This is a genomic window from Variovorax sp. FW305-3-2-15-B-LB1 (assembly GCF_058787635.1).
This window is the reverse complement of sequence record NZ_JBYSZY010000067.1, coordinates 1-21,629: the sequence shown is the minus strand read 5'-3', so window position 1 is coordinate 21,629 and position 21,629 is coordinate 1. Positions and strand designations below refer to the sequence as shown.

22 protein-coding genes and 1 riboswitch are annotated in these 21,629 nt (G+C 69.3%); of the genes, 13 read left to right on the top strand and 9 right to left on the bottom strand.

The window, feature by feature from the left end; all coding sequences use genetic code 11:
• The first annotated feature begins 58 nt into the window (after positions 1-58).
• The 4 genes from ocd (at position 59) to AC3WQR_RS27860 (ending at position 4,685) form a co-directional block, all read left to right on the top strand.
• A complete protein-coding gene (ocd, locus tag AC3WQR_RS27875; protein WP_492745087.1) occupies positions 59-1,108 on the top strand; it encodes an ornithine cyclodeaminase in 1,050 nt (349 codons plus the stop codon).
• Between the two features lie 34 nt (positions 1,109-1,142).
• Positions 1,143-2,189, top strand: a complete 1,047-nt coding sequence (locus tag AC3WQR_RS27870) for a histone deacetylase family protein (RefSeq protein WP_492745085.1) — start codon at positions 1,143-1,145, stop codon at positions 2,187-2,189.
• Positions 2,190-2,294: 105 nt separating this feature from the next.
• Positions 2,295-3,263, top strand: coding sequence for a Bug family tripartite tricarboxylate transporter substrate binding protein (locus AC3WQR_RS27865; protein ID WP_492745083.1), 969 nt, complete (start codon positions 2,295-2,297; stop codon positions 3,261-3,263).
• A 225-nt stretch (positions 3,264-3,488) separates the two neighbouring features.
• A complete protein-coding gene (locus AC3WQR_RS27860) occupies positions 3,489-4,685 on the top strand; it encodes a porin (RefSeq protein WP_492745081.1) in 1,197 nt (398 codons plus the stop codon).
• Positions 4,686-4,795: 110 nt separating this feature from the next.
• On the opposite strand, the gene AC3WQR_RS27855 is transcribed toward AC3WQR_RS27860, so the two are convergent.
• The gene (locus AC3WQR_RS27855) at positions 4,796-5,620 is read right to left on the bottom strand and encodes an HAD-IIB family hydrolase (RefSeq protein ID WP_492745079.1); all 825 of its coding nucleotides are present in this window, start codon (positions 5,618-5,620) and stop codon (positions 4,796-4,798) included.
• Positions 5,621-5,715: 95 nt separating this feature from the next.
• Here AC3WQR_RS27855 and AC3WQR_RS27850 point away from each other — a divergent pair, with 95 nt between their 5' ends.
• The 5 genes from AC3WQR_RS27850 (at position 5,716) to AC3WQR_RS27830 (ending at position 10,875) form a co-directional block, all read left to right on the top strand.
• The gene (locus AC3WQR_RS27850; RefSeq protein WP_492745077.1) at positions 5,716-6,711 is read left to right on the top strand and encodes an ABC transporter ATP-binding protein; all 996 of its coding nucleotides are present in this window, start codon (positions 5,716-5,718) and stop codon (positions 6,709-6,711) included.
• 68 nt (positions 6,712-6,779) lie between these two features.
• Positions 6,780-7,562 (top strand): ABC transporter permease, encoded by a 783-nt coding sequence (locus AC3WQR_RS27845; RefSeq protein ID WP_492745091.1) that lies wholly within the window; start codon positions 6,780-6,782, stop codon positions 7,560-7,562.
• A gap of 121 nt (positions 7,563-7,683) precedes the next feature.
• Positions 7,684-8,838: a hypothetical protein gene (locus AC3WQR_RS27840; protein ID WP_492745075.1), complete on the top strand. Its 1,155-nt coding sequence runs from the start codon at positions 7,684-7,686 to the stop codon at positions 8,836-8,838.
• Positions 8,835-9,875, top strand: a complete 1,041-nt coding sequence (locus AC3WQR_RS27835) for a DNA methyltransferase (RefSeq protein ID WP_492745073.1) — start codon at positions 8,835-8,837, stop codon at positions 9,873-9,875. The genes AC3WQR_RS27840 and AC3WQR_RS27835 overlap by 4 nt, the downstream gene beginning before the upstream one ends.
• Positions 9,876-10,071: 196 nt before the next feature.
• Positions 10,072-10,875, top strand: a complete 804-nt coding sequence (locus AC3WQR_RS27830) for an ABC transporter permease (RefSeq protein WP_492745071.1) — start codon at positions 10,072-10,074, stop codon at positions 10,873-10,875.
• Here the strand turns inward: AC3WQR_RS27830 and AC3WQR_RS27825 are convergent, their stop codons facing one another.
• From AC3WQR_RS27825 to phaP, 7 genes are read right to left on the bottom strand one after another with little or no spacing between them, the layout of a single operon-like run.
• Positions 10,876-12,504: a peptide chain release factor 3 gene (locus AC3WQR_RS27825; protein ID WP_492745069.1), complete on the bottom strand. Its 1,629-nt coding sequence runs from the start codon at positions 12,502-12,504 to the stop codon at positions 10,876-10,878.
• A 31-nt stretch (positions 12,505-12,535) separates the two neighbouring features.
• The gene (locus tag AC3WQR_RS27820) at positions 12,536-13,069 is read right to left on the bottom strand and encodes a hypothetical protein (protein ID WP_492745067.1); all 534 of its coding nucleotides are present in this window, start codon (positions 13,067-13,069) and stop codon (positions 12,536-12,538) included.
• A gap of 14 nt (positions 13,070-13,083) precedes the next feature.
• A complete protein-coding gene (locus tag AC3WQR_RS27815; RefSeq protein WP_139706027.1) occupies positions 13,084-13,677 on the bottom strand; it encodes a GNAT family N-acetyltransferase in 594 nt (197 codons plus the stop codon).
• Between the two features lie 25 nt (positions 13,678-13,702).
• Positions 13,703-14,776, bottom strand: a complete 1,074-nt coding sequence (locus tag AC3WQR_RS27810; protein ID WP_062482906.1) for an alpha/beta fold hydrolase — start codon at positions 14,774-14,776, stop codon at positions 13,703-13,705.
• Positions 14,773-15,216, bottom strand: a complete 444-nt coding sequence (locus AC3WQR_RS27805; RefSeq protein WP_492686439.1) for a hypothetical protein — start codon at positions 15,214-15,216, stop codon at positions 14,773-14,775. The genes AC3WQR_RS27810 and AC3WQR_RS27805 overlap by 4 nt, the downstream gene beginning before the upstream one ends.
• A gap of 45 nt (positions 15,217-15,261) precedes the next feature.
• Positions 15,262-16,191: an alpha/beta fold hydrolase gene (locus AC3WQR_RS27800; protein WP_159272801.1), complete on the bottom strand. Its 930-nt coding sequence runs from the start codon at positions 16,189-16,191 to the stop codon at positions 15,262-15,264.
• 22 nt (positions 16,192-16,213) lie between these two features.
• The gene (gene phaP / locus AC3WQR_RS27795) at positions 16,214-16,711 is read right to left on the bottom strand and encodes a TIGR01841 family phasin (RefSeq protein ID WP_062482351.1); all 498 of its coding nucleotides are present in this window, start codon (positions 16,709-16,711) and stop codon (positions 16,214-16,216) included.
• 251 nt (positions 16,712-16,962) lie between these two features.
• Positions 16,963-17,031: riboswitch (S-adenosyl-L-homocysteine riboswitch) on the top strand.
• A gap of 65 nt (positions 17,032-17,096) precedes the next feature.
• Here phaP and ahcY point away from each other — a divergent pair.
• The 4 genes from ahcY to AC3WQR_RS27775 are packed head-to-tail and all read left to right on the top strand — an operon-like array spanning position 17,097 to position 20,902.
• Positions 17,097-18,536, top strand: a complete 1,440-nt coding sequence (gene ahcY, locus AC3WQR_RS27790) for an adenosylhomocysteinase (protein WP_492745065.1) — start codon at positions 17,097-17,099, stop codon at positions 18,534-18,536.
• 5 nt (positions 18,537-18,541) lie between these two features.
• The gene (locus AC3WQR_RS27785) at positions 18,542-19,375 is read left to right on the top strand and encodes a TlyA family RNA methyltransferase (RefSeq protein WP_492745063.1); all 834 of its coding nucleotides are present in this window, start codon (positions 18,542-18,544) and stop codon (positions 19,373-19,375) included.
• A 10-nt stretch (positions 19,376-19,385) separates the two neighbouring features.
• Complete coding sequence (metF, locus tag AC3WQR_RS27780) at positions 19,386-20,210, top strand: methylenetetrahydrofolate reductase [NAD(P)H] (RefSeq protein WP_492745060.1); 825 nt, start codon at positions 19,386-19,388, stop codon at positions 20,208-20,210.
• 53 nt (positions 20,211-20,263) lie between these two features.
• A complete protein-coding gene (locus AC3WQR_RS27775; protein ID WP_307584318.1) occupies positions 20,264-20,902 on the top strand; it encodes a septal ring lytic transglycosylase RlpA family protein in 639 nt (212 codons plus the stop codon).
• 10 nt (positions 20,903-20,912) lie between these two features.
• On the opposite strand, the gene AC3WQR_RS27770 is transcribed toward AC3WQR_RS27775, so the two are convergent.
• A partial coding sequence (locus AC3WQR_RS27770) for a 23S rRNA (adenine(2030)-N(6))-methyltransferase RlmJ (protein WP_492745057.1) occupies positions 20,913-21,629 on the bottom strand: 717 nt, incomplete at its 5' end.

The following is a 21,629-nucleotide window of genomic DNA, read 5'->3' as shown; positions in this document are numbered from 1 at the left end:
GGTGGAGACCGTGTGAACGGATGAAGCGCCGTGTCAGGGCTACGCAAGGAGCCGCGCCATGACCCGCTTCATCGATGTTCACAGCCTGGTTCGCCTGGTGGATGAGACCGGCGTCCCGGAATTCCTCGTCACGCTGGCCGACGCGCTGCGCGACGACTTCCTGCGATGGCGCGAGTTCGACAAGAAGGCGCGCGTGGCCAGCCATTCGCACCTGGGCGTGATCGAACTCATGCCCGTGGCCGACGACGGCGCCTATGCCTTCAAGTACGTCAACGGCCACCCGCACAACACGCAGGTCGGGCTGCCCACGGTCATGGCCTTCGGCGTGTTGGCCGAGGTCGACACGGGCTACCCCGTGCTGCTGTCCGAACTCACGCTCACCACCGCGCTGCGCACGGCCGCCACCTCGGCCATGGCCGCCAAGGCGCTGGCGCGGCCCGATGCGCGCAGCCTGGCGCTCATCGGCAACGGCTCGCAAAGCGAGTTCCAGGCGCTGGCCTTCCACGCGCTGCTGGGCATCGAGCAGGTGCGCGTGTTCGACATCGACCCGCGCGCCACCGACAAACTGGTGCGCCATCTCGCGGCCTGCACGCCGATGGAGATCGTGCGCGCCGAGTCCACCGCCGAGGCGGTGCGCGGCGCCGACATCGTGACCACCATCACCGCCTACCAGGGCCACGCGACCGTGCTCACGCCCGACATGATCGAGCCCGGCATGCACATCAACGCCGTGGGCGGCGATTCGCCCGGCAAGACCGAGCTGCATCCCGACGTGCTGCGCGGCGCGCGCGTGTTCGTCGAATACGAGCCGCAGACCCGCATCGAGGGCGAAATCCAGCAGCTGGCGCCCGACTTCCCGGTGCACGAGCTGTGGCGCGTGCTGCTGGGCGAAGTGCCGGGCCGCGAGCGGCCGGAGCAGGTGACGGTGTTCGACTCGGTCGGCTTCGCGCTGGAGGACTACACGGCGCTGCGCTGCATCCAGCAGCTGGCGCTGGAGCGCGGCGTGGGCCGGCAGATCGCGCTGGTGCCCGAGCTCGACGACCCGAAGGACCTGTTCGGCCTCACGGCCTCGGGGCGGCGCCGGGCGGTGCTGCGGCGTGCGGCATGATGGCAGGCCCTGTCGTCACGCCCTTCGCCGCTTCATGCTCACCATCTACAACGACCAGCACGCCCTGCACCAAGGCCAAGTCGAAATGTTCCGGGGCGAGCTGGTGCCCTGCTTCGAGGTGCCTGCCCGCGTCGACCATGTGAGACACGAACTCGAGCGGCGCGGCCTCGGCCCGCTGCAGGCGCCCGACGCGTTCGACGACGCGCTGCTGGCGAAGGTGCACGCACCGCGTTACCTCGACTTCATCGCGCATGCCTGGGACGAGTGGGTGGCGCTCGACGCCGCCAACGCCACGCGCGACGCGCTGCCCTCGTACTGGCCCACGCGCGGCATGCGCACCGACGTGCTGCCGAAGAGCTTTCCCGCGCGCCTGGGCCTCTTTGCGTTCGACGCCGGCACGCCGCTGATGGGCGGCAGCTGGGCCGCCGCGCGCCACGGCGCGGCCTGTGCGTGGACGGCGACGCAGCGCGTCATCGGCGGCCAGCGCAGCGCCTTCGCGCTCACGCGCCCGCCGGGCCACCATGCGGGCGCCGACTTCTTTGGCGGCTACTGCTTCGTCAACAACGCCGCCGTGGCCGCGCAGGCGCTGCGCGATGCAGGCGTCGAACGCGTGGCCGTGCTCGATGTCGACTACCACCACGGCAACGGCACGCAGGCCATCTTCTACGAACGCAGCGACGTGCACTTCGCCAGCCTGCACGGTGACCCGCTGACCGACTACCCGTACTACCTGGGCCATGCCGACGAGCGCGGCGCGGGCGCGGGCGAGGGCTTCAACCACAACCTGCCGCTGCCGCGCGGCACCGACTTCACGGCCTGGCGCGCGGCGCTCAAGACGGCGCTCGACGGCATCGCGAAGGTCAAGGCCGGCGCGCTCGTGGTCTCGCTGGGCGTCGACACCTTCGAGGGCGATCCGATCTCGGGCTTCAAACTGAAGAGCGACGACTACCTGCGCATGGGCGAAGACCTCGCGCGCGCGGGCCTGCCCACCGTGTTCGTGTTCGAGGGCGGCTATGCGGTGGCCGAGGTGGGTGTGAACGCGGTCAACGTTCTCGAAGGCTTCGCGCAAGCCGCGGGCTGAAGGCGGAGTTGCTTCGGCGACAGCAGTCGGGTGAGCCCCGATTGCTGCACCGGGCGGGGCAGGGCCCAATGCGCGGCTCGATCCACGCTTCAGGAGCCTTCCGTCATGTTTCGCCGTTCCCTTCTCCGTGCCGCCACGCTGGCCGCCTGCGGCCTCGCCGCGCCGCTGGCGGTGCTTGCACAGGCCTTTCCCGCGAAGCCCATCAAGCTCGTGATCGCCTTTCCCGCGGGCGGCCCGACCGACATCACCATGCGCCAGCTGGCCGACAACGCCAGCAAGATCCTGGGCCAGCCCGTGATCGTCGACAACAAGCCCGGCGCCGGCGGCACGCTGCCCGCACAGGCGCTGCAGACCGCGCAGCCCGACGGCTACACCGTCGCGCAGATTCCGCTGGGCGTGTTCCGCCTGGGCTACACCACCAAGATCAACTGGGACCCGCTCAAGGACATCAGCTACGTGCTGAACGTCACCGGCTATGCCTTCGGCATCGTCGTGCCGGCCGACAGCCCCTTCAAGACCTGGGCCGACTTCGTCGCCTACGCCAAGGCCAACCCCGGCAAGCTCACCTACGGCTCGACCGGCAACCTGACCAGCCCGCACCTCACGACCGAGATCGTCGCGCAGAAGGCCGGCATCACGTTGCAGCACGTGCCCTACAAGGGCAGCGCCGACCTGATGCTGGCCGTAGTCAGCGGCCAGCTCATGGCGGCGGCCGACAGCACCGGCTTCGCACCGCAGGTCGAGGCCGGCAAGCTGCGCGTGCTCAACACCTGGGGCGAGAAGCGCCTGGCCAAGTTTCCCGACGCGCCCACGCTGAAGGAGCTGGGCTACGACGTGGTGCAGAACTCGCCCTTCGGCATCGGCGCGCCCAAGGGCACCCCGCCCGAGGTCGTGAAGAAGCTGCACGACGCCTTCAAGCAGGCGATGGAAGAACCCAGCTACGTGGCCTCGCTCGGCCGCTACGACATGCTGCCCAACTACATGAGCTCGGCCACGTACACCAAGTTCGCGCAGGACACGGTGGTGCGCGAGAAGGTGATCATCGACAAGCTGGGGTTGGCGAAAGAGAAGTAAGCGCCCGCCGGAAAAGGGGAGGCGTTGCGACGCCTACCCCGATCCGCGACCGCTGTCCTGAACTCACCCCCTATATCCCTCCGTAATCTAGGCGTTAACCCTATGTAATCCCTTTGTCTTCCAGCGAAGGAAAACTCGGACCCAGTCTCGCGGCAACAAGGCCCGGACGTCCCAAAGTCGCGCCCGGTCTCGGCGCAGCGACATCCCCCTCCTGGAGTGACACCAATGAAAAAATCCCTGCTTGTTCTGGCTGCCATCGCAGCCTGCGGCGCCGCGTCGGCGCAATCGACCGTGACCCTGTTCGGCGTGGTCGATGCCGCCTACCGCAACGTAGCGAACAAGAGCGTTTCGACCACCCCCTTCGGCCCCGCCTACAGCGTGAAGGCCAGCCGCAGCGAGCTGGCGAATTCGGGCCTGAGCTCGAGCCGCCTCGGCTTTCGCGGCGTGGAAGACCTGGGCGGCGGCCTGTCGGCCAGCTTCTGGCTCGAAGCCCCGATCACGAATGACGACGGCGCCACCGGCGTGTCGAACTTCACCCGCCGCTCGACCGTGAGCCTGGCAGGCAGCTTCGGCGAACTGCGCCTGGGCCGCGACAAGACCGCGACGGTGATGAACGAAGAGCAGTTCGATCCGTTCGGCGACACCGGCATCGGCGGCTCGCTGATCATCGACGCCAACGAAGCCAGCGTGCCGGGCAGCGGCTACGGCAGCAACGGCACCTACAAGCGCGCCAGCAACATGGTGCAGTACTTCCTGCCGCGCCTGGGCGGCTTCTACGGCAACGTGGCCTACGGCCTGGCCGAGCAGACGCGCCTGTCGCCCGACACCGCCGCCAGCACCAACACCGGCCGCCACATCGGCGGTCGCCTGGGCTACACGACGGGTCCGTTCGACATCGCCGCCAGCTACGCGCAGAACGACACCAGCTTCACGACCGGCAGCGGCGCCGCCGCCGCGGCACGCCCGGGCAAGGTCAAGACCTTCAACCTCGGCGCGACCTACGACTTCGGCGTGGCCAAGCTGTTCGGCGAAATCTCGCGTTCGAAGGACGAGCGCAACGCGCTGAACATCTTCACGCCCGGCCAGGACGTGGACCTCACCGGCTACCTGCTGGGCGTGACCGTGCCGGTCGGCCCGGGCGTGATCCGCGCGTCGTATTCGCAGGTCAAGTACGACTTCAACCGCGTGCCGGTCTTCGGCGTGAACAACGCCGACCCGAAGGCCAGCAAGCTCGCGCTGGGCTACGTGCACAACCTGTCCAAGCGCACGGCCCTGTACGGCACGGTCGCGCGCGTCAGCAACAAGAACGGCGCGGCGCTCACGGTGGGTGCCGGCCCGTCGTACGCCACCACGTTCAACCGCACCGCGCTGCAGGCCAAGAGCTCGATGGGCTACGAGTTCGGCATCCGCCACACGTTCTGATGTCCTGAAGGGGCGCGCATCGCGCGACCCTCACCCATGCAAGTTTCTCCAAGGGTCGTTCAACCGGTCCATTCGGCCCGCCCTGCGCGGGCCTTTTTTTCGTGCGCGGCTCAGCGCGCCGACAGCACCGCGTGCGCGGCCTGCGCAAACCCCGCGCCGCGCTCGCCCTGCGTCACGTAGCGCGGCAGGTGCTCCAGCTGCGGCACGAAGCGCGCGACGTTCGCCACGCCGATGCTGTGCGCGAAGCTGCGGAACATCAGCTGGTCGTTGGTGGAATCGCCCACGTAGGCCCAGCGGTCCATCTCGTCGTCGAGCGTGCGGCCCCACAGTTCGCGCACGATCCATCGCGCACCCTCGAGCTTGTCGTTGTCGCCGTACCAGCCGTTGATGTGGATGCTGCTCACGGTGGCGTGCATGCCTTCGCCGCGCATCAGCGCGACGACGCGCGCGATGGTGTCGTCGCTCAGCGTCACGAACTCGCTGTGGTCGATGGCGATGTCGGTCTCGCGCCCCGGCGAATCGGTGGCGCGGCCGGCGCCCGGAATCTCGCGCTCGATGCGCGCCAGCACGGCCTGCATGCGCGCGAAGTTGGCGGCGCGCGTGGCGGTGTCCTGCTGGTAGCGCTTCTCGACACCGCCATCGGCCGCGGGGCGCAGCGCCACCGCACCGTTCTCGGCCACGATGGCATCGACCGGCCAGCTGTTCACGAAAGGCAGGCTCCAGCCCACGGGCCGGCCGGTGATCGCGACCACCGCGAGGCCGGCGGCCTTCAGGTCGGCCAGCGCCTTCAGCGCGTCGGGCGTGATCGCGCCGTCGGTGGTGAGCGTGTCGTCGATGTCGGTGAAAACGCCGACCAGCGCCGCGCGCGCGTCGGCGGGCCAGCGCGTGAGCGGCAACAGGTGGTGGGGCGAGGCGGGCAGGGGAGGCGAAGACATGGACAGGATTCTCGAAAGGGCCCGTGATCGTACCGGCGCTTTCGTGTAGCATCCCGCCCCCGCCGCGCTTTCAGGCCGGCGCGGCGCTTCTCACCATGCCCCACATCCTCGTCGACAACCTCCGCAAGACCTACCGGGTGTCCGAGCGCGACCCCGGCCTGCGCGGTGCGCTGCGCGGCCTGCTGCAGCGCCGCCACCGCACGGTGGAGGCGCTGTCGGGCGTGTCGTTCGCGCTGGAGCGCGGCGAGCTGCTGGGCTTCATCGGGCCCAACGGCGCGGGCAAGTCGACCACCATCAAGATCCTCTCGGGCATCCTGCGGCCCGACGGCGGGCGCGTGGAAGTCGACGGCCGCGACCCCTTTGCCGACCGCGAGCGGCACGTGGCGCGCATCGGCGTGGTCTTCGGCCAGCGCACGCAGCTGTGGTGGGACCTGCCCGTGGGCGACGGCTTCGACCTGCTGCGCGACATCTACCGCGTCGATCCGCAGCGCTACCGCCGCACGCGCGACGAGCTGGTCGCGCTGCTGCACCTGGAGCGCGTGCTCGACCAGCCGGTGCGCCAGCTGTCGCTGGGCCAGCGCATGCGCGCGGAGATCGCGGCGGCGCTGCTGCACGAGCCCGACATCCTGTTCCTCGACGAGCCGACCATCGGCCTCGACGCGCCTTCGAAGCTCGCCGTGCGCGACTTCGTGCGCCGCGCCAACCGCGAGCGCGGCACCACCGTGCTGCTGACCACGCACGACATGCACGACATCGAGGCCCTGGCCCAGCGCGTGATCGTCATCGGCCACGGCCGCGTGCTGGCCGACAGCCCGGTCGAGGCGCTGCGCGCGCAGGTGATGGCCGAGCGCCGGCTGGTGGTCGACTTTGCACAAGATGCCACGCTGCCCGCGCAGGTCGACGGCGCCACCGTGCATTCGCGCGACGGCCAGACGCTGGTGCTCGACTTGGACCCCAAGCAGACCCCCGCGCCCGCGCTCATCGCGCGCATTGCCGGCGCGCACGCCGTGGAAGACATCCGCCTCGAAGGCCTCGCGATCGAAGCCGTGATCGCGCGCTTCTACGCCATGCACGGAGCGGCCGAGGCGTGAAGCCGGCCCTGGGCCCGCGCGACCTCGCCCGGCCGTATGTCGCGGCGTTCGTCTCACGCTTTTTGCAGATGCTGCAGTACCGCACGGCGGCGCTCGCGGGCTTTGCCACGCAGTGCTGGTGGGGCGGCATCAAGGTGATGGTGTTCGCCGCGTTCTACAGCGGCAGCGCCATCGCGGGCGCGGCCTCGTCGATGTCGCTGGCCCAGGCCATCACCTACACCTGGCTCGCGCAGGGCCTGCTGGTGCTGATGCCCTGGCTCGGCGACCCCGAAGTGGCGCAGGCCGCGCGCACCGGTGCGGTCGCCTACGACCGGCTGCGCCCGGTGGACGCCTACGCGCTGTGGTTCGCGCGCACCGCAGGCTGGATCGCGGCACGCCTGCTGCCGCGCGTGGCACTGATGGCGGCCTTCGCGGCGGTCGCATTGCCGCTGGTGGGGCTGGGCGACTGGGCCTGGCAATTGCCCGCGAACGCGGTGGCCGGCGCGGCGTTCCTGCTGTCGGTGGGGCTGGGCCTGTTGCTCTCGACCGCGATGGTGATGCTGCTCAACGTGGCGACCACGGCGGCGCTCAACGAACGCGGCATCCAGGCGGTGGCGACGCCCGTGGTCATCGTGTTCTCGGGCAACCTGCTGCCGCTGGCGCTGCTGCCGGACGCCTGGCAGACCGCGCTGCTGGTGCAGCCGCTGGCGGGGCTGTTCGACATTCCGGCGCGGCTGTACTTCGGGCACCTGAGCGGCTGGCATGCGCTGGCCGCGCTGGGGCTGCAGTGCTTCTGGATCGTCGCGCTGGTCGCGTTCGGGCGGATGGCGATGGGGCGCACGATGCGCAGTCTGCAGGTGCAAGGTGGCTAGGGTGACGGGCGCGCGCAGGGAGCCACTCCCGCCCTCGGAGGCAGCGCTGTCGTATGGTGGCGGGTGCGACAACCCCACCCCTGCCATGCGTCCCGTCATTCCCGTTGAAGCCGATACGCCGGTGTCCCTCGTTGCGCGGACCGTGACCTGCGCGATCGACCAGATCGCCGTGGCCGATCTGCCGCGCAGCGCGAGTTCCCCGCTCTTCGAACGCCTTCACCGCTCCGTGCGCGAGGTGACCCTTCGCACGCCGCCTTCGAACGAGGCCACGCGCTGGCACACGCACACGATCGGCGGCGTCGCGCGGCGCCTTGCGCAGCCCCTCACGTTCACGCCATACGCCTCCGTGAAGCCCTGTTCGGCACGTTGCGGCTTCTGCTCGGAAAACCTGCGCAAGACCGACGGCGGAACCTCGGCATCCCGGCTGCGTCCGGCGCCCGACTACTTCGACGGCCTGTCCCGCGCGCTGCGCGCCTTGCGCGGCGTGCCGCTGTCGTGGTCGCTCTCGGGCCTGGAAACGAGCGACGACGCCGACTGGATGCTCCGGCTGCTGCACACGCTGGCCGCGGGCGAAAGCGAAGGCCCGGTGGTCGAGGACCGTGTGCTCTATACCAACGGCGCAGGCTTTGCCGGCCCGCAGGGCGAGGTGCTGCGGCGCGCGCTGCAACGTTTCGGAATGAGCTGGCTGGAGCTGTCCCGCCACCACCACGACGGCGCGGTCAACCAGGCCATCATGCGGTTCCGGCCCGAGGTGGCCATCGGCGACCCCGTCGTGTTCGAGCGCACCGCGCGCCAGCTCGCCGATGCGGTGGCGCTGCGGCTCGTGTGCATCCTCCAGCGCGGCGGCGTCGCGCAGCCGACCGACGTGGCCGCGTACCTCGCGTGGGCACGGCAATGCGGCGCCGGCACCGTCGTCTTCCGGGAGTTCTCGCGGCTCGACGACGGCTATCGCGACAACGCCACCGCGCGCTATCTGCGCACGCAGCGGGTCTCGATGGACGCGCTGCTGACGGCCTGCCTCGACGACCCCGACATCTCGCGCGGGTGGACCCTCGAAAGCCTCACCGAGGGTTACTACTTCTGGAACCTGCGCCTGCGCACCGACAGCGGCCTGACGGTCGTCTTCGAAAGCGCCGACTACGGCGCCATGCACGCGCGCCACGCGACCGGCGATGTCTACAAGCTCGTCTACTTTGCCGACGGACAGCTCTGCGCCGGCTGGGAGCCGGGGCACGACGTGCTGCTCGACACGCGCACCGCGAAGGCCTGCCCATGACCAGTCACAGCTGGCTGATGCTCGACCATGAATCGCCGCGCTACCGGCTGCCGGACGACCTGCGCGCGCAGGACCCGATGGGCGGGCGCGATTGCGGATGGCTCGAGCAGATGCTGCCCTTCGTGCGCCGGTTCTCGCAACCGGGCGACACGGTGTTCGATCCGTTCGCCGGTTTCGGCACGACGCTGCTCGCGGCGCGCCTCGAGCAGCGCCAGGCCTTGGGTTGCGAAGTCGATGCAGGCCGCATCGACCTCATCCGCGAGCGGCTGGTGCGCCACGGCCTCGCCCACGGCACGACGCTCCTGCACGCCTCGTGCGATGCGCTCGAAGACGCCGCGCTCCCGCCCTTCGACCTGTGCCTGACGAACGTGCCCTACTTCGGTTGCCGCTGGGCCGGTGCGCAGGCAACCTCCCAGCTTTACGACAGCCCGAGCTACGCGCAGCACCTCGATGGCCTGCGCAACGTCTTCCACCGCGTGCGCGCCGGATTGCGCGAGGGCGGTGCCTGCATCGCGATGGTGGAGAACCTCCGGATCGGCGATCGCGTGCTGCCGCTGGCCTTCGATCTCGCGCGCATCCTGGGTTCGCTCTTCACGATGGAGGAGGAGCGCGTGCTGGTCTATCCGCACGACGCGGAAGACAGCGACACCGATGCCCGCACCGACCGGCGCCACGAACACGCGCTGGTTTTTCGCAAGCAGCGCGAGCGCATCGACCTGCCGGCCACGGCCGCGCTGCTCGATGCCATGCGCGCCGCAGGACACGCCTTCACGCTGTTCGGCAGCTTCGCGCGCTGGCAGCAGGACCCACAGGGCCCGCCGCCCGCAGACACCGACATCCGCGTCGACGCCGACCCGCAGCGCCTGGACACCCTGCTGCGATGGCTGCGCGGGCAGGGCTTCTCGGTGACGAGCTGGGGCGACCCGGTCACCGTACCCCTTCACCTCGACAGCTACCGCGACCGCTTCTATTTCCGCGCCGATCGCATCGATGCCCGCGGCGCATTGATCAGGCTCGACATCTGCTACGAGCAATGAGTGGCATGACGCAATTCGCACAGCGGTGGATCGACCGGCACCACGACCGCGCTCGGTGTGCGCAGGACACTGGGTGCTTCCCGCAGCGAAATCAAGGAGGAGGGCGAAGCCCGGGGGGCATTCGCGGAGGGAAGTACCCGGTGGCCTGTGCACGCGCCCTGAACCACGGCGAGACAAGCCGAGAGGGCCATTGAAGATGGGCGCCCTCCCTCTCTTCTTCCGCCTCATGGCCGCCTCCATCAGCGGCCAGGCCAGGTACCCCGCGTCCGCCTTGCTGTTGACCCTGGGCCAGTTCCTCGGAACAGGCATCGAGGTCGTCGCCGTCTGGGCGCTGTTCCATCGCTTCGGCGAGGTGCAGGGCTGGGGCATCGGCGAGGTCGCGCTGTTCTACGGCCTCGTGAACTGCATGTTCGCCCTCGCCGACGCGCTGGGCCGCGGCTTCGACGTGCTGGGCACCGAGTTCCTGCGCACCGGCACCTTCGACCGATTGCTGCTGCGCCCACGTCCGCTCGCGTTGCAGCTCATGGGCCACGACGTGCGCATCAGCCGCCTCGGCCGCCTGCTGCAGGGCCTGCTCGTGCTGGCCTTCGCGACCGTGCAGGCCGACATCGTATGGACCCCCAGCGCCGTGACCGTCGCGCTGTTCGCCCTGGCCGGTGGCATCGCGCTGTTCCTCGGCATCCTCGTGCTGCAGGGCACGCTGTCGTTCTGGACCGTCGAGAGCCTGGAGATCGCCAACGTGCTCACCTACGGCGGCGTGCAGGCGGCGCAGTACCCGCTGGCGCTCTATGCGCAGTGGTTCCGCCGCGTGCTGACCTTCATCGTGCCGCTGGCCTGCGTGGCGTACTACCCGGTGCTGGCGATCCTGGGCAAGCCCGATCCGCTGGGCGCACCGGCCTGGGTGGGGTGGGTGTCGCCGCTCGCGGGCTTCGTGTTCCTCGCGGCGGCGTTCGGTGCGTGGCGCCTCGGGCTGCGCCACTACACCTCGTCGGGCAGCTGATCAGCCGGCGCTCTGCAGCGCCAAGCCCGCGTGCTCGCGCAGCGGATGGAAGTGGATCTTCGGAAAACGCTCCTGCGCCAGCCGCACGTCGTACGGCGAGGTGCACAAAAAGGCCAGCGTGTCGGCCGCGTCCTTGGCCATGCGCACCGGGTAGGCGTGGACGAACTCGCGCAGCTCGGCCGGGGTGTCGGCCGTGATCCAGCGCGCGCCCGTGTACTGGCAGCCTTCGAGGCGCACGTCGGCGTCGTACTCGGCCTTCAGGCGGTGCTGCACCACTTCGAACTGCAGCTGGCCGACCGCGCCCAGCAGCATCGGGCCGCCGACCTCGGGGCGGAAGACCTGGATCGCGCCTTCCTCGCCCAGCTGGGCCAGGCCCTGCTGCAGCTGCTTGGTGCGCAGCGGGTTCTTCAGGATGACGGTCATGAACAGCTCGGGCGCGAAGAAGGGCAGTCCGGTGAACTGCAGGTTCGCGCCGTCGGTGATGGTGTCGCCCAGCTGCACGCCGCCGTGCGTGGTGAAGCCCACGATGTCGCCGGCGTAGGCCTCTTCCACCGCCTCGCGGCGCTGGCTCATGAAGGTCACGACGCTGGTGGGGCGCAGCTCCTTCGCGGTGCGCTGCACCTTCAGCTTCATGCCCGGCGTGTACTTGCCCGAGGCCATGCGCACGAAGGCGATGCGGTCGCGGTGGTTGGCGTCCATGTTGGCCTGCACCTTGAAGACCACGCCCGCGAAGTCCTTGTCCTCGGGCTGGATCTCTTTCACCACCGGCTGGCGGTTGACCAGCGTGGTGCTGGTCCGCGACTGCGGCGAGGGCGCCAGGTCGACCAGCGCGTCGAGCACTTCCATCACGCCGAAGTTGTTCACGCCCGAGCCGAAGAACACCGGCGTCTGCTTGCCGGCCAGGAAGGCCTCGCGGTCCCAGGTGGGGGAGGCGCCGGTGGCCAGTTCCATGCTTTCCATGGCGTGCTCGAAGTCGGCACCGAAGCGCTTGACCAGCGTTTCGCGGTCCGACAGCGGAATGGTCTCGAAGTCGTGCGGCAGCCGCTCGCTGCCCGACTCGAACACCGTCATCGCCTGCGTGCGCAGGTTCATGATGCCGCGGAAGCTCTTGCCCTGGCCCACGGGCCAGGTCATGGGCACGCAGGGCATGCCGAGTTCGCGCTCCACTTCGTCCAGGATGTCCAGGGGCTCGCGCACTTCACGGTCCATCTTGTTGACGAAGGTGATGATGGGCGTGTCGCGCTGGCGGCAGACCTCGATCAGCCGGCGCGTCTGCGCTTCCACGCCGTTGGCGGCGTCGATCACCATCAGCGCCGAGTCGACGGCGGTGAGCACGCGGTAGGTGTCTTCCGAGAAGTCCTTGTGGCCGGGCGTGTCGAGCAGGTTGATCACGTGCTCGCGGTACACCATCTGCATCACCGACGAGGCCACCGAGATGCCGCGCTGCTTCTCGATTTCCATCCAGTCGGAGGTGGCGTGGCGCGAGGCCTTGCGGGCCTTCACCGAGCCGGCGATCTGGATCGCGCCCGAGAACAGCAGCAGTTTTTCGGTCAGCGTGGTCTTGCCGGCGTCAGGGTGGGAAATGATCGCGAAGGTGCGACGGCGGCGGGTTTCGGCGAGAAAAGACAAGGTGGGCAATCTGCAGGGGAATCCCCCGATTTTAGGAGGCCGTGCCGGAACGGGACGGCGCGCCCGGGCCGACCGGCGGATTCGAGCTGGTTTCCTTGCTTTGTCCGGCGAAGCGGATGCCGTTGAAAGTGTGGGTGCAGCAAGGGCAGGTCGGTGTCATGTGTTCGGGACCCAGCGCGGGATTCACCACGCGCAACTTGCCTTCGGCATCGACAAACAACCCGCTGTAGTAGCTGGCGTCGCCAATCCTGACGACGTCCTTTTTTTCGTCTTCGCGCAGGGCTACCAGCCAGAAGATCGGTTCGGAACGGTCGAGCCGAGCCACGGCTTCGCTGTGGACTTGGTCCCAGTCGGCACCGACCTTGGACAAGAGAAACCGGCACAGGGGCGTGTAGTCGAGTCCGCGCAAGTGCTTTCCGTGCATGGCGCGTCGCGTCTCTTCGGAACGTTCGTTGTTTTTCGTGTTCCGCTCATGCCGGTAGTCGCCGCCGAAATCGTGATGCACGTTTCGGGCCTTGGTGTTGACCTTGCGATAGAGCGGCTTCTTCGACGCGTGCGGGTTCATCCCCGCTTTATGCCCTAAAACGCCTCGGTCACCCCATACGCCCGCATCTGCGCCTCGACCTGCGCCGCGTCCTGGCTCAGCACCACGAGGTCGTGCGCCTTGCCCTCGCGGTCCTTCACGTGGCGCGTGAGCAGGGCCTCGGGCCGGAAGCCCAGGGCCTGGAAGACGGCGATGGCGCCGCGCTGGTCGACGGTCATCTGGGCGACGATCTTTTCCTGCCCGTGGGCGAAGGCCAGCGCGCAGCCCTCCTGCGCCAGCTGCTGGCCCAGGCCGCCGCCGCGCAGCGCGGGCGACACCAGCACGCGCAGCTCGGCCACGTGGCCCGACCACGAGTGCGGGTCGCGGATGACGGCGGCGCAGCCCAGCACGGCGCCGTCGCGCACGGCGAGCACGCTGTCGATGTCGCCGCGCTCGATGGCGCGGACCCAGGCGGCCATCACCTTGGGCTCGGTGATGTCGCGCGGCAGAAAGAGCAGGTCGTGCGCCGGCAGCGCCTGCGCGAAGGCCAGCACGGCGGGGGCGTCGGCGCCGGTCATCAGGCGCAGGGCGATGTCGCCGTCCGCGTGGGAAACGGTGCGCGGGTAGGTGCGGGAAGAAGATGCGGTCATGAGCGTAGGGGGAAGGTTGTGTTCGTCAGGTGGAGCGCACGCCCAGCCATTCGTCGAGCTTGGGCCACAGCCGCCGCACGGCGTTGGTGCCGGCCGCCAGGCTCACGTGGCCGCCCTTGAGCACCACCTCTTCCTTGTCGGTGGAGCCGATGCCGGCGATCAGCGGCTGCCCCGCCTCGTAGGGCACGATGTGGTCGTGCTGCGCCAGCGCGTGCAGCACCGGCACGGTGATGTTCTTCAGCAGCACGGGGCGCCCGCCGAGCACCAGCTCGCCCTTGTGCAGCTTGTTGTCCCACATGAGCTCCTTCACGGTCTGGCGGAAATACTCGCCGGCCAGCGGCAGCATCTCGGCGCCCCAGCGGTCGAACATGCGGTACGACTTGACGAACTCGTCGTTGGCCATGTTGTCCCACAGCTGCACCAGCCCGGCGCCGCGCCCCGCGGGGCGCAGCATGTCGAAGGAGGCGAACAGCATCTCGGGCGGCACGTTGCCCACGGTGTCGATCAGGCGGTCGACGTCGAAGTAACGCCGGTCGGACCACGCATGAAAGAGCTTCATGCGGCTGAAGTCGATCGGCGTGGTGAAGAGCGCCAGGTTCTTCATCGGCCCGCCGGGGTGTAGGGCCGCGTACAGCGTGGAGAGCACGCCGCCCATGCAGTAGCCGGCGATGGTCACGTCGTCCTCGCCCGAGTCTTCCTGCACGCGGCGGATCGAGTCGGGAATGAAGTCGAGCACGTAGTCCTCGATGCGCAGGCGCTTCTCGTCGGGGCGCGGCGCGTTCCAGTCCATCACGTAGACGTCGTAGCCCTTGAGCAGCAGGTACTCGACCATGCTCTGGCCCGGCGCGAGGTCGAAGATGTAGGCGCGGTTGGTGGTGGCCATCACCATGAGCACCGGCACGCGGTAGATCTCGTCGACCATCGGGCGGTAGTGGTACAGGCTCAGCGTGCCGCGCCGGTGGATCTCGTCCTTGGGTGTGAGGCCGACGGCGGGCGCGGTCGAGGTCAGGAAGTCCAGCCCCTTGATGTTGCGCTGGATCGTGCGCTCGATCTCGCCGCGGATGTCGGGCAGCTGGAAGGTGTCGGGCGGCGCGCTCATGGGCGGCGCTTTCCGGCGGGGCGTTTCTTGGCGGCGGCGGCCTTGGCGGCCGGTGCAGGCGCTGCCGCCGCCGCGGGCGGCTGCTTGGTGCGGCGCGGCCGGGGCGGCGCAGCAGCTGCATCGGCGGTCCGCGCGGCAGGCCCGGCCCCGCCTTCCAGCGCGCGGCGGATGCCCGCCAGGTGGTCGTCGATGCGGTGCAGCTGCTCGCCCAGCGCCTGCAGGTCGGCGCGCGTGGGCAGGTTCAGCAGCGTGAGGTAGCGCGCCATCAGGTCGCCCACCGCCTTCTGCGCGGTGAGCGAGGCGTTCATGCCGCCGTGCATGCCCTGGCGGAACGGGTCCGAGGCCATGGCTTCGTTGGCGAATTCGTTGGTGCTTTTTTCCCACTGGGCCGTGAGCTCGCGCCACAGGGCCATGGGATCGAGGGACGGAAATTGGCTCATGAAAAACACCTCCGTCTGGGTTCGTTGTCGTGTCTCTTTTTTTCTTCAGTGATCGTCGCGCCGCGCCGCCCGTGCGGTGTGCGCGGCGATGGCTTCGATGATCTGCGGCCACATCGCGATCGGCAGCGCATGGCCCATGCGCGGAATGCGCAGCAGCGTAGCGCCGGGAATGGCCTCGGCCACGTCGATGCCGCAGGCCACGGGCACCAGCGGGTCGACGTCGCCGTGGATCACCAGCGTAGGCACCTGCACCGCGCGCAGCGCCGGCTTGCGGTTGCCCGACGCGAACACGGCTGCCAGCTGGCGCGCCACGCCGCCTGGGTTGAGGCCGCGCAGAAATGCGAGCTGCGCACGTTCGGCGTCGCGCGCCTCGTCGAGCGGAAAGGCGTCGGGGCCGCGCAGCACGCGCCACAGCTTGGCGTGGTGCGGCAGGTAGGCCTCGAAGCTGGTCGGCGCGGGCGCGAACAGCACCGCCAGCGCCTCGGGCGTGGGCGGCGGCAGGGCCGGGTCGCCGGTGCTCGACATGATGCTGGTGAGCGAGCGCATCCGCCCCGGATGGTGGATGGCCATCTCCTGCCCGATGGCGCCGCCCATCGACGCGCCCACGACGTGGGCGCGCGCGATGCCCAGTGCGTCGAGCAGGCCGGCGCAGTCGTCGGCCATGTCGCGCAGCGTGTAGGGCACCTGCAGCGGGCGCCCGGCCATGGCCTGCAGCATCAGCGCCTGGATGTCGGGCACGCCGGCGTGCGGCAGGTGGGTGGAGTGGCCGATGTCGCGGTTGTCGAAGCGGATCACATGGTGGCCGCCGGCCTGCGCCAGGCCGGCGCAGAACGCGTCGTCCCACGCGACCATCTGGGCGCCGAGGCCCATGACCAGCAACAGCGGCGGCGCCTCGGGGTCGCCGAAGCTGTCCCAGGCCAGTTCGATGCCGTTGGCGCGGGTGCGCCGTTCGGTGCGGGGCGCGACGGCGGTCATGCGGGCCTTTCTTTTCTTCTTGTTACTTGCGCTGCAGCAGCTTCGTGACCTCGTCCACGTTGGCCTGGATGCGCTGGCGCACCACGTCGAAGGCGTCGGCCTGCGACTTGGCGGCCAGGGTGGCCAGTTCCTTGATGTCGTCGACGGCGCGCTGGAACGATTGGCGGCCCAGCTCGTCGAGCTTGGCGAGGTTTTCCTTCGGGTCCTTGCCCGGCATCGCCTTGGCGGCGGTCTGCCATTCGGCGATGGCCGTCTTGATCATTTCGGTCTGTCGCTGCACCACGGTCTGCAGGCCCTGGTAGGACTTTTCGTTGGCCTGCATCAGCGCCTGCAGGTCCTTGCGGCCGCTGTCGAGCAGCTTGCCGGCGCCGCCGGTCAGGTTCAGGTTCTGCAGGCGCTCGGCCATGCCCTTGAGGTTCTTCATCGGATCGAGCATGTCCGCGGCGGACGGCGCCGCCTGCTTCGCGCCGGCGCTGCTGGCGGTGGTTTTTTTCGCGGCGGCTTTCTTGGCAGTGGCCATGGTGCGGAATCTCCTGTGTCGGGTGATGAAAACAATCGAACGGGTGGATGCAGGCAGCGGCCGGGCGGCCGGGGCCCGCCGCCACGATACGCCGGGCCGGCGCGGCTCAGGGCGCTCCAAGCGCGGATTTGCCTGCGGAGTTTCCCGGGGTGGCCCGCGCCGCACGGCCCGGCCTGGCGGGCGCCCGCGCTTTCCGTGATGTGGGATGCCCCGGTCGATTGGCGGGCCGGGCGGCCGCGACTACAATCCGGCGCTCCGAGGAGCGTTGCAGCGCCGTCAGGCGTGAGGCTCGGACCACATCGCAACCACGCTCACCCGCTGTTCTCGCGGTGAGTCTTTCTTCCCCGTACGCAGTGGCATCTTTCAAACCAGTTTTGGAGTTCACATGAGCGCTGTACTCAAGCCCACCCCCGTCTCGACCGCCGACCAGGCGATTGCCGACCTGTCCCTTGCCGCCTGGGGCCGCAAGGAAATCAAGATCGCCGAAACCGAGATGCCCGGCCTGATGGCCATCCGTGAAGAGTTCTCGAAGGGCCAGGCCCTGAAGGGCGCGCGCATCACGGGCTCGCTGCACATGACCATCCAGACGGCCGTGCTGATCGAGACGCTGCAAGCCCTGGGCGCCGAAGTGCGCTGGGCCTCGTGCAACATCTTCTCGACGCAGGACCACGCCGCCGCCGCCATCGCCGCCGCCGGCACGCCGGTGTTCGCCATCAAGGGCGAGTCGCTGAAGGACTACTGGGACTACACCCACGCCATCTTCGACTTCGGCCCCAAGGGCTCGAAGGGCGAAGGCCCGAACATGATCCTGGACGACGGCGGCGACGCCACGCTGCTCATGCACCTGGGCCAGCGCGCTGAAAAAGACCTGGGCGTGCTCGCCAACCCGACCAGCGAAGAAGAACGCATTCTGTACGCCGCCATCAAGGCCAAGCTGGCCGTGGACGACACCTGGTACACCCGCAAGTCGGCCGAGATCATCGGCGTGACCGAAGAGACCACCACCGGCGTGCACCGCCTGAACGAGATGAGCGCCAAGGGCACGCTGCTGTTCCGCGCCATCAACGTGAACGACTCGGTCACCAAGAGCAAGTTCGACAACCTCTACGGCTGCCGCGAATCGCTGGTCGACGGCATCAAGCGCGCGACCGACGTGATGATCGCCGGCAAGGTGGCCTGCGTGGCCGGCTACGGCGACGTGGGCAAGGGCTCGGCCCAGGCCCTGCGTGCACTGTCGGCCCAGGTGTGGGTGACTGAAATCGATCCGATCAACGCCCTGCAGGCCGCCATGGAAGGCTACAAGGTCGTGACCATGGAGTACGCCGCCGACAAGGCCGACATCTTCGTGACCACCACCGGCAACCGCGACGTGATCCGCCACGAGCACATGGCCGCCATGAAGGATCAGGCCATCGTCTGCAACATCGGCCACTTCGACAACGAGATCGACGTCGCGTCGATCGAGAAGTACGAGTGGGAAGAGATCAAGCCGCAGGTGGACCACATCACCTTCCCCGATGGCAAGAAGATCATCCTGCTGGCCAAGGGCCGCCTCGTGAACCTGGGCTGCGGCACGGGCCACCCGAGCTTCGTGATGTCGTCGTCGTTCGCGAACCAGACCATCGCCCAGATCGAGCTGTTCACCAAGCCCGACGCCTACCAGGCCGGCAAGGTCTACGTGCTGCCCAAGCACCTGGACGAGAAGGTCGCGCGCCTGCACCTGAAGAAGGTCGGCGCCATGCTCACCGAGCTGACCGACTCCCAGGCCGCCTACATCGGCGTGAGCAAGAACGGCCCTTACAAGCCGGACACCTACCGCTATTGATCCGCGTGCGCGCCGATCAACTGTTGGTGGAGCGCGGCCTGGCCGCGTCGCGTTCGCAAGCGGTCCGGCTCATCGCCGGCGGCATGCGCTGGCGCGACGCGGGCACGGGCGACGCGTGGCGCAACGTCGCCAAGAACAAGGATGAAGTGCCCGAGTCGGCCGAGCTCGAGCTCGCCGACGCCGCCGAGGCACGCTACGTGTCGCGCGGCGGCCTCAAGCTCGAAGGTGCGCTGAAGACCAGCGGCGTGGACCCGACCGGCAAGCTCTGCCTGGACGTCGGCCAGTCGACCGGCGGCTTCACCGATTGCCTGCTGCAGCACGGCGCCGCCAAGGTGGTGGGCGTCGACGTCGGTCACGGGCAGCTGCATGCGCGCATGCGCGAGGACGAGCGCGTGGTCGCCATCGAAGGCGTCAATGCGCGGGCGCTGTCGCCGGCCGATCTGCAGGTGGACGATGGCGAGGACGACGAGGTGGGCGAGGCGCTCGAAGTTGCCGAAGCCCCGGCCGAGCCGCGCTTCGACCTCATCGTCGGCGACCTGTCCTTCATCTCGCTCACGCTGGTGCTGCCGGCCGTGGTGCAGTTCCTGGCCGACGACGGCCAGTTGCTGATGCTGGTCAAGCCGCAGTTCGAGCTGCAGCCCGGCCAGGTCGGCAAGGGCGGCATCGTGCGCGACGAGGCGATGTACGCTGTGGTCGAGAAGCGCCTGCACGACGCCTGCGCGGCGCTCGAGCTGAAGGTGCTGCGCTGGTTCGACAGCCCGATCGCCGGGGGCGACGGCAACCGCGAGTTTTTCATTCACGCCGTTCGTGCTGCTGCCAAGGCGGGCGACGGTTCCTAAGGAGACGCAGGTGCGCCTTCCGCTGAGTTTCGAATTCTTCCCGACCAAGACGCCCGAAGGCGCGGTCAAGCTGCGCGCCGTGCGCCAGCAGCTCTATGTGCGCAAGCCGCAGTTCTGCTCGGTCACTTACGGCGCGGGCGGCTCCACGCACCAGGGCACTTTCGGTGCGGTGCAGGAGATCCTGGCCGAGGGCGTGGACGCCGCCAGCCACTTCTCGTGCATCGGCGCCACGCGCGCGACCGTGCGCGAGCAGCTGGCCGAGCTGAAGGCCATGGGCGTGAAGCGCCTGGTCGCGCTGCGTGGCGACCTGCCCAGCGGCTACGGCATCGGCGGCGAGTTCCAGTACGCGAGCGACCTCGTCGCCTTCATCCGCGAGGAGACCGGCCGCGACTTCCACATCGAGGTGGCCTGCTACCCCGAGATCCATCCGCAGGCGCGCTCGCCCGAAGCCGACCTGCAGGCCTTCGCGACCAAGGTGAAGGCGGGGGCCGACTCGGCCATCACGCAGTATTTCTTCAGCCCCGAGGCCTACTTCCGCTTTGTCGACGACGCGCGCAAGCTGGGGCTCGACACGCCCATCGTGCCGGGCATCATGCCCATCACGAGCTCGACGCAGCTCATGCGCTTCTCGGACGCCTGCGGCGCCGAGATTCCGCGCTGGATCCGCCTGCGGCTGCAGGGCTTCGGCGACGACACGGCCTCCATCAAGGCCTTCGGCCTGGACGTGGTGACCGACCTGTGCGCGCGCCTGCAAGCGGGCGGCGCACCCGCGATCCACTTCTACACGATGAACCAGTCGGCGGCCACGCTGGCGATTCTGGAGCGCCTGGATTGAGAGGGCTGCGCGCGGTCGCCGTCGCGGTCTCCTGCGTGCTCGCAGGGTGCACCATGCCGCCTGCCACGCAGGAGAAAGACGCGGACACCACCGCCGCGCCGGCGGCGTCCGGCAAGCGGCTGCAGCCGCTGGGACGCGGCCTGGCCGTGCCGCCCGGCGCCGCGCCGCGCTCGGCCGTGCCGTCGGTGCGCTACGACCTCGCGGTGTCCGGCACCGGCGAATCGCTGGACGACGGCGTGCCCGGCGATGAGCCGCGCGAGATCTTCGAGCGTGGTGGCGCGTCGTGGTACGGCATCCAGTTCCACCAGCGCAAGACCGCCAACGGCGAGCGCTTCGACATGGGCGCCATGACGGCGGCCCACAAGACGCTGCCCTTCAACACGCGCGTGTGCGTGCGCAGCCTGGTCAACGGCAGCGAGGTGCTGGTGCGCGTCAACGACCGCGGGCCCTTCACGCCGGGCCGCATCATCGACCTGAGCCGCGCCGCGGCCGACCGCATCGGTCTCACGAGCATGGGCATCAAGCAGGTGGCGCTGTCGGTCATCGACCGCGAGGGCATGCGCTGCGGCGGCCAGGCCGTGGCGGCGGAAGATCTGCAGCCCGCACTGTTGCCCGAGGCGCCGACGTCGCGCGTGCGTGCGCCGGCCCCTGCGCGCAAGCGGGTGATCGTGCCGCCGCGCAAGCGCCGCTGAGCGGCCTGCCTCAGCCGCCGCTCTCGAGCGAGTAGGCGGCGTTGCGGTCCTGGGCCAGGCGCTCGGCCAGCTGCGGCAGCGCCTCGGCCAGTTGCGCCTTCAGCGTGTAGGGCGGGTTGATCAAAAACATGCCGCTGGCCGGCAGGCCTGGGCGCTGCGTTTCGCCCGAGGCGGCGTCCTTCGTGATCTTGCTCGACTTGACCGTCAGCGTGGCGTGCAGCCACGGCTTGCCGGCCTTGGTCGCCATCGTCTTCAGGCGGCGCGGCAGGTCGTGCGCCTCGGGGCGCGGAATGATCGGGTACCAGACGGCATACGTGCCGGTGGCGAAGCGCTTGAGCGCCTCGGCCGCGAAGTCGAGCACGCGGCCGTAGTCGGTCTTCATTTCGTAGCTCGGGTCCATCAGCACCAGCGCGCGGCGCGAGGGCGGCGGCAGGAACTTGGTGGCGCTGCTGAAGCCGTCGTCGCGCAGCACGGCGATGCGGCGGCCGGCCTCGAGCTGGGCGATGTTGGCGTCCAGCGTGCGGGCGTCGGTCGGGTGCAGCTCGAACAGCTTGAGCTTGTCGTGGTCGCGCAGCAGGTGCTGCACGATGAACGGCGAGCCGGGGTAGACGCGCGCGCCGCCCTTGGGGTTGAAGTCGTGGATCACGCTCAGGTAGCGGGCGATGGCTTCGGCGACCGGCTTTTCTTCGGCGGGGGCTGCGGGCTTCTTGCCCGTCGACTTGGCGGC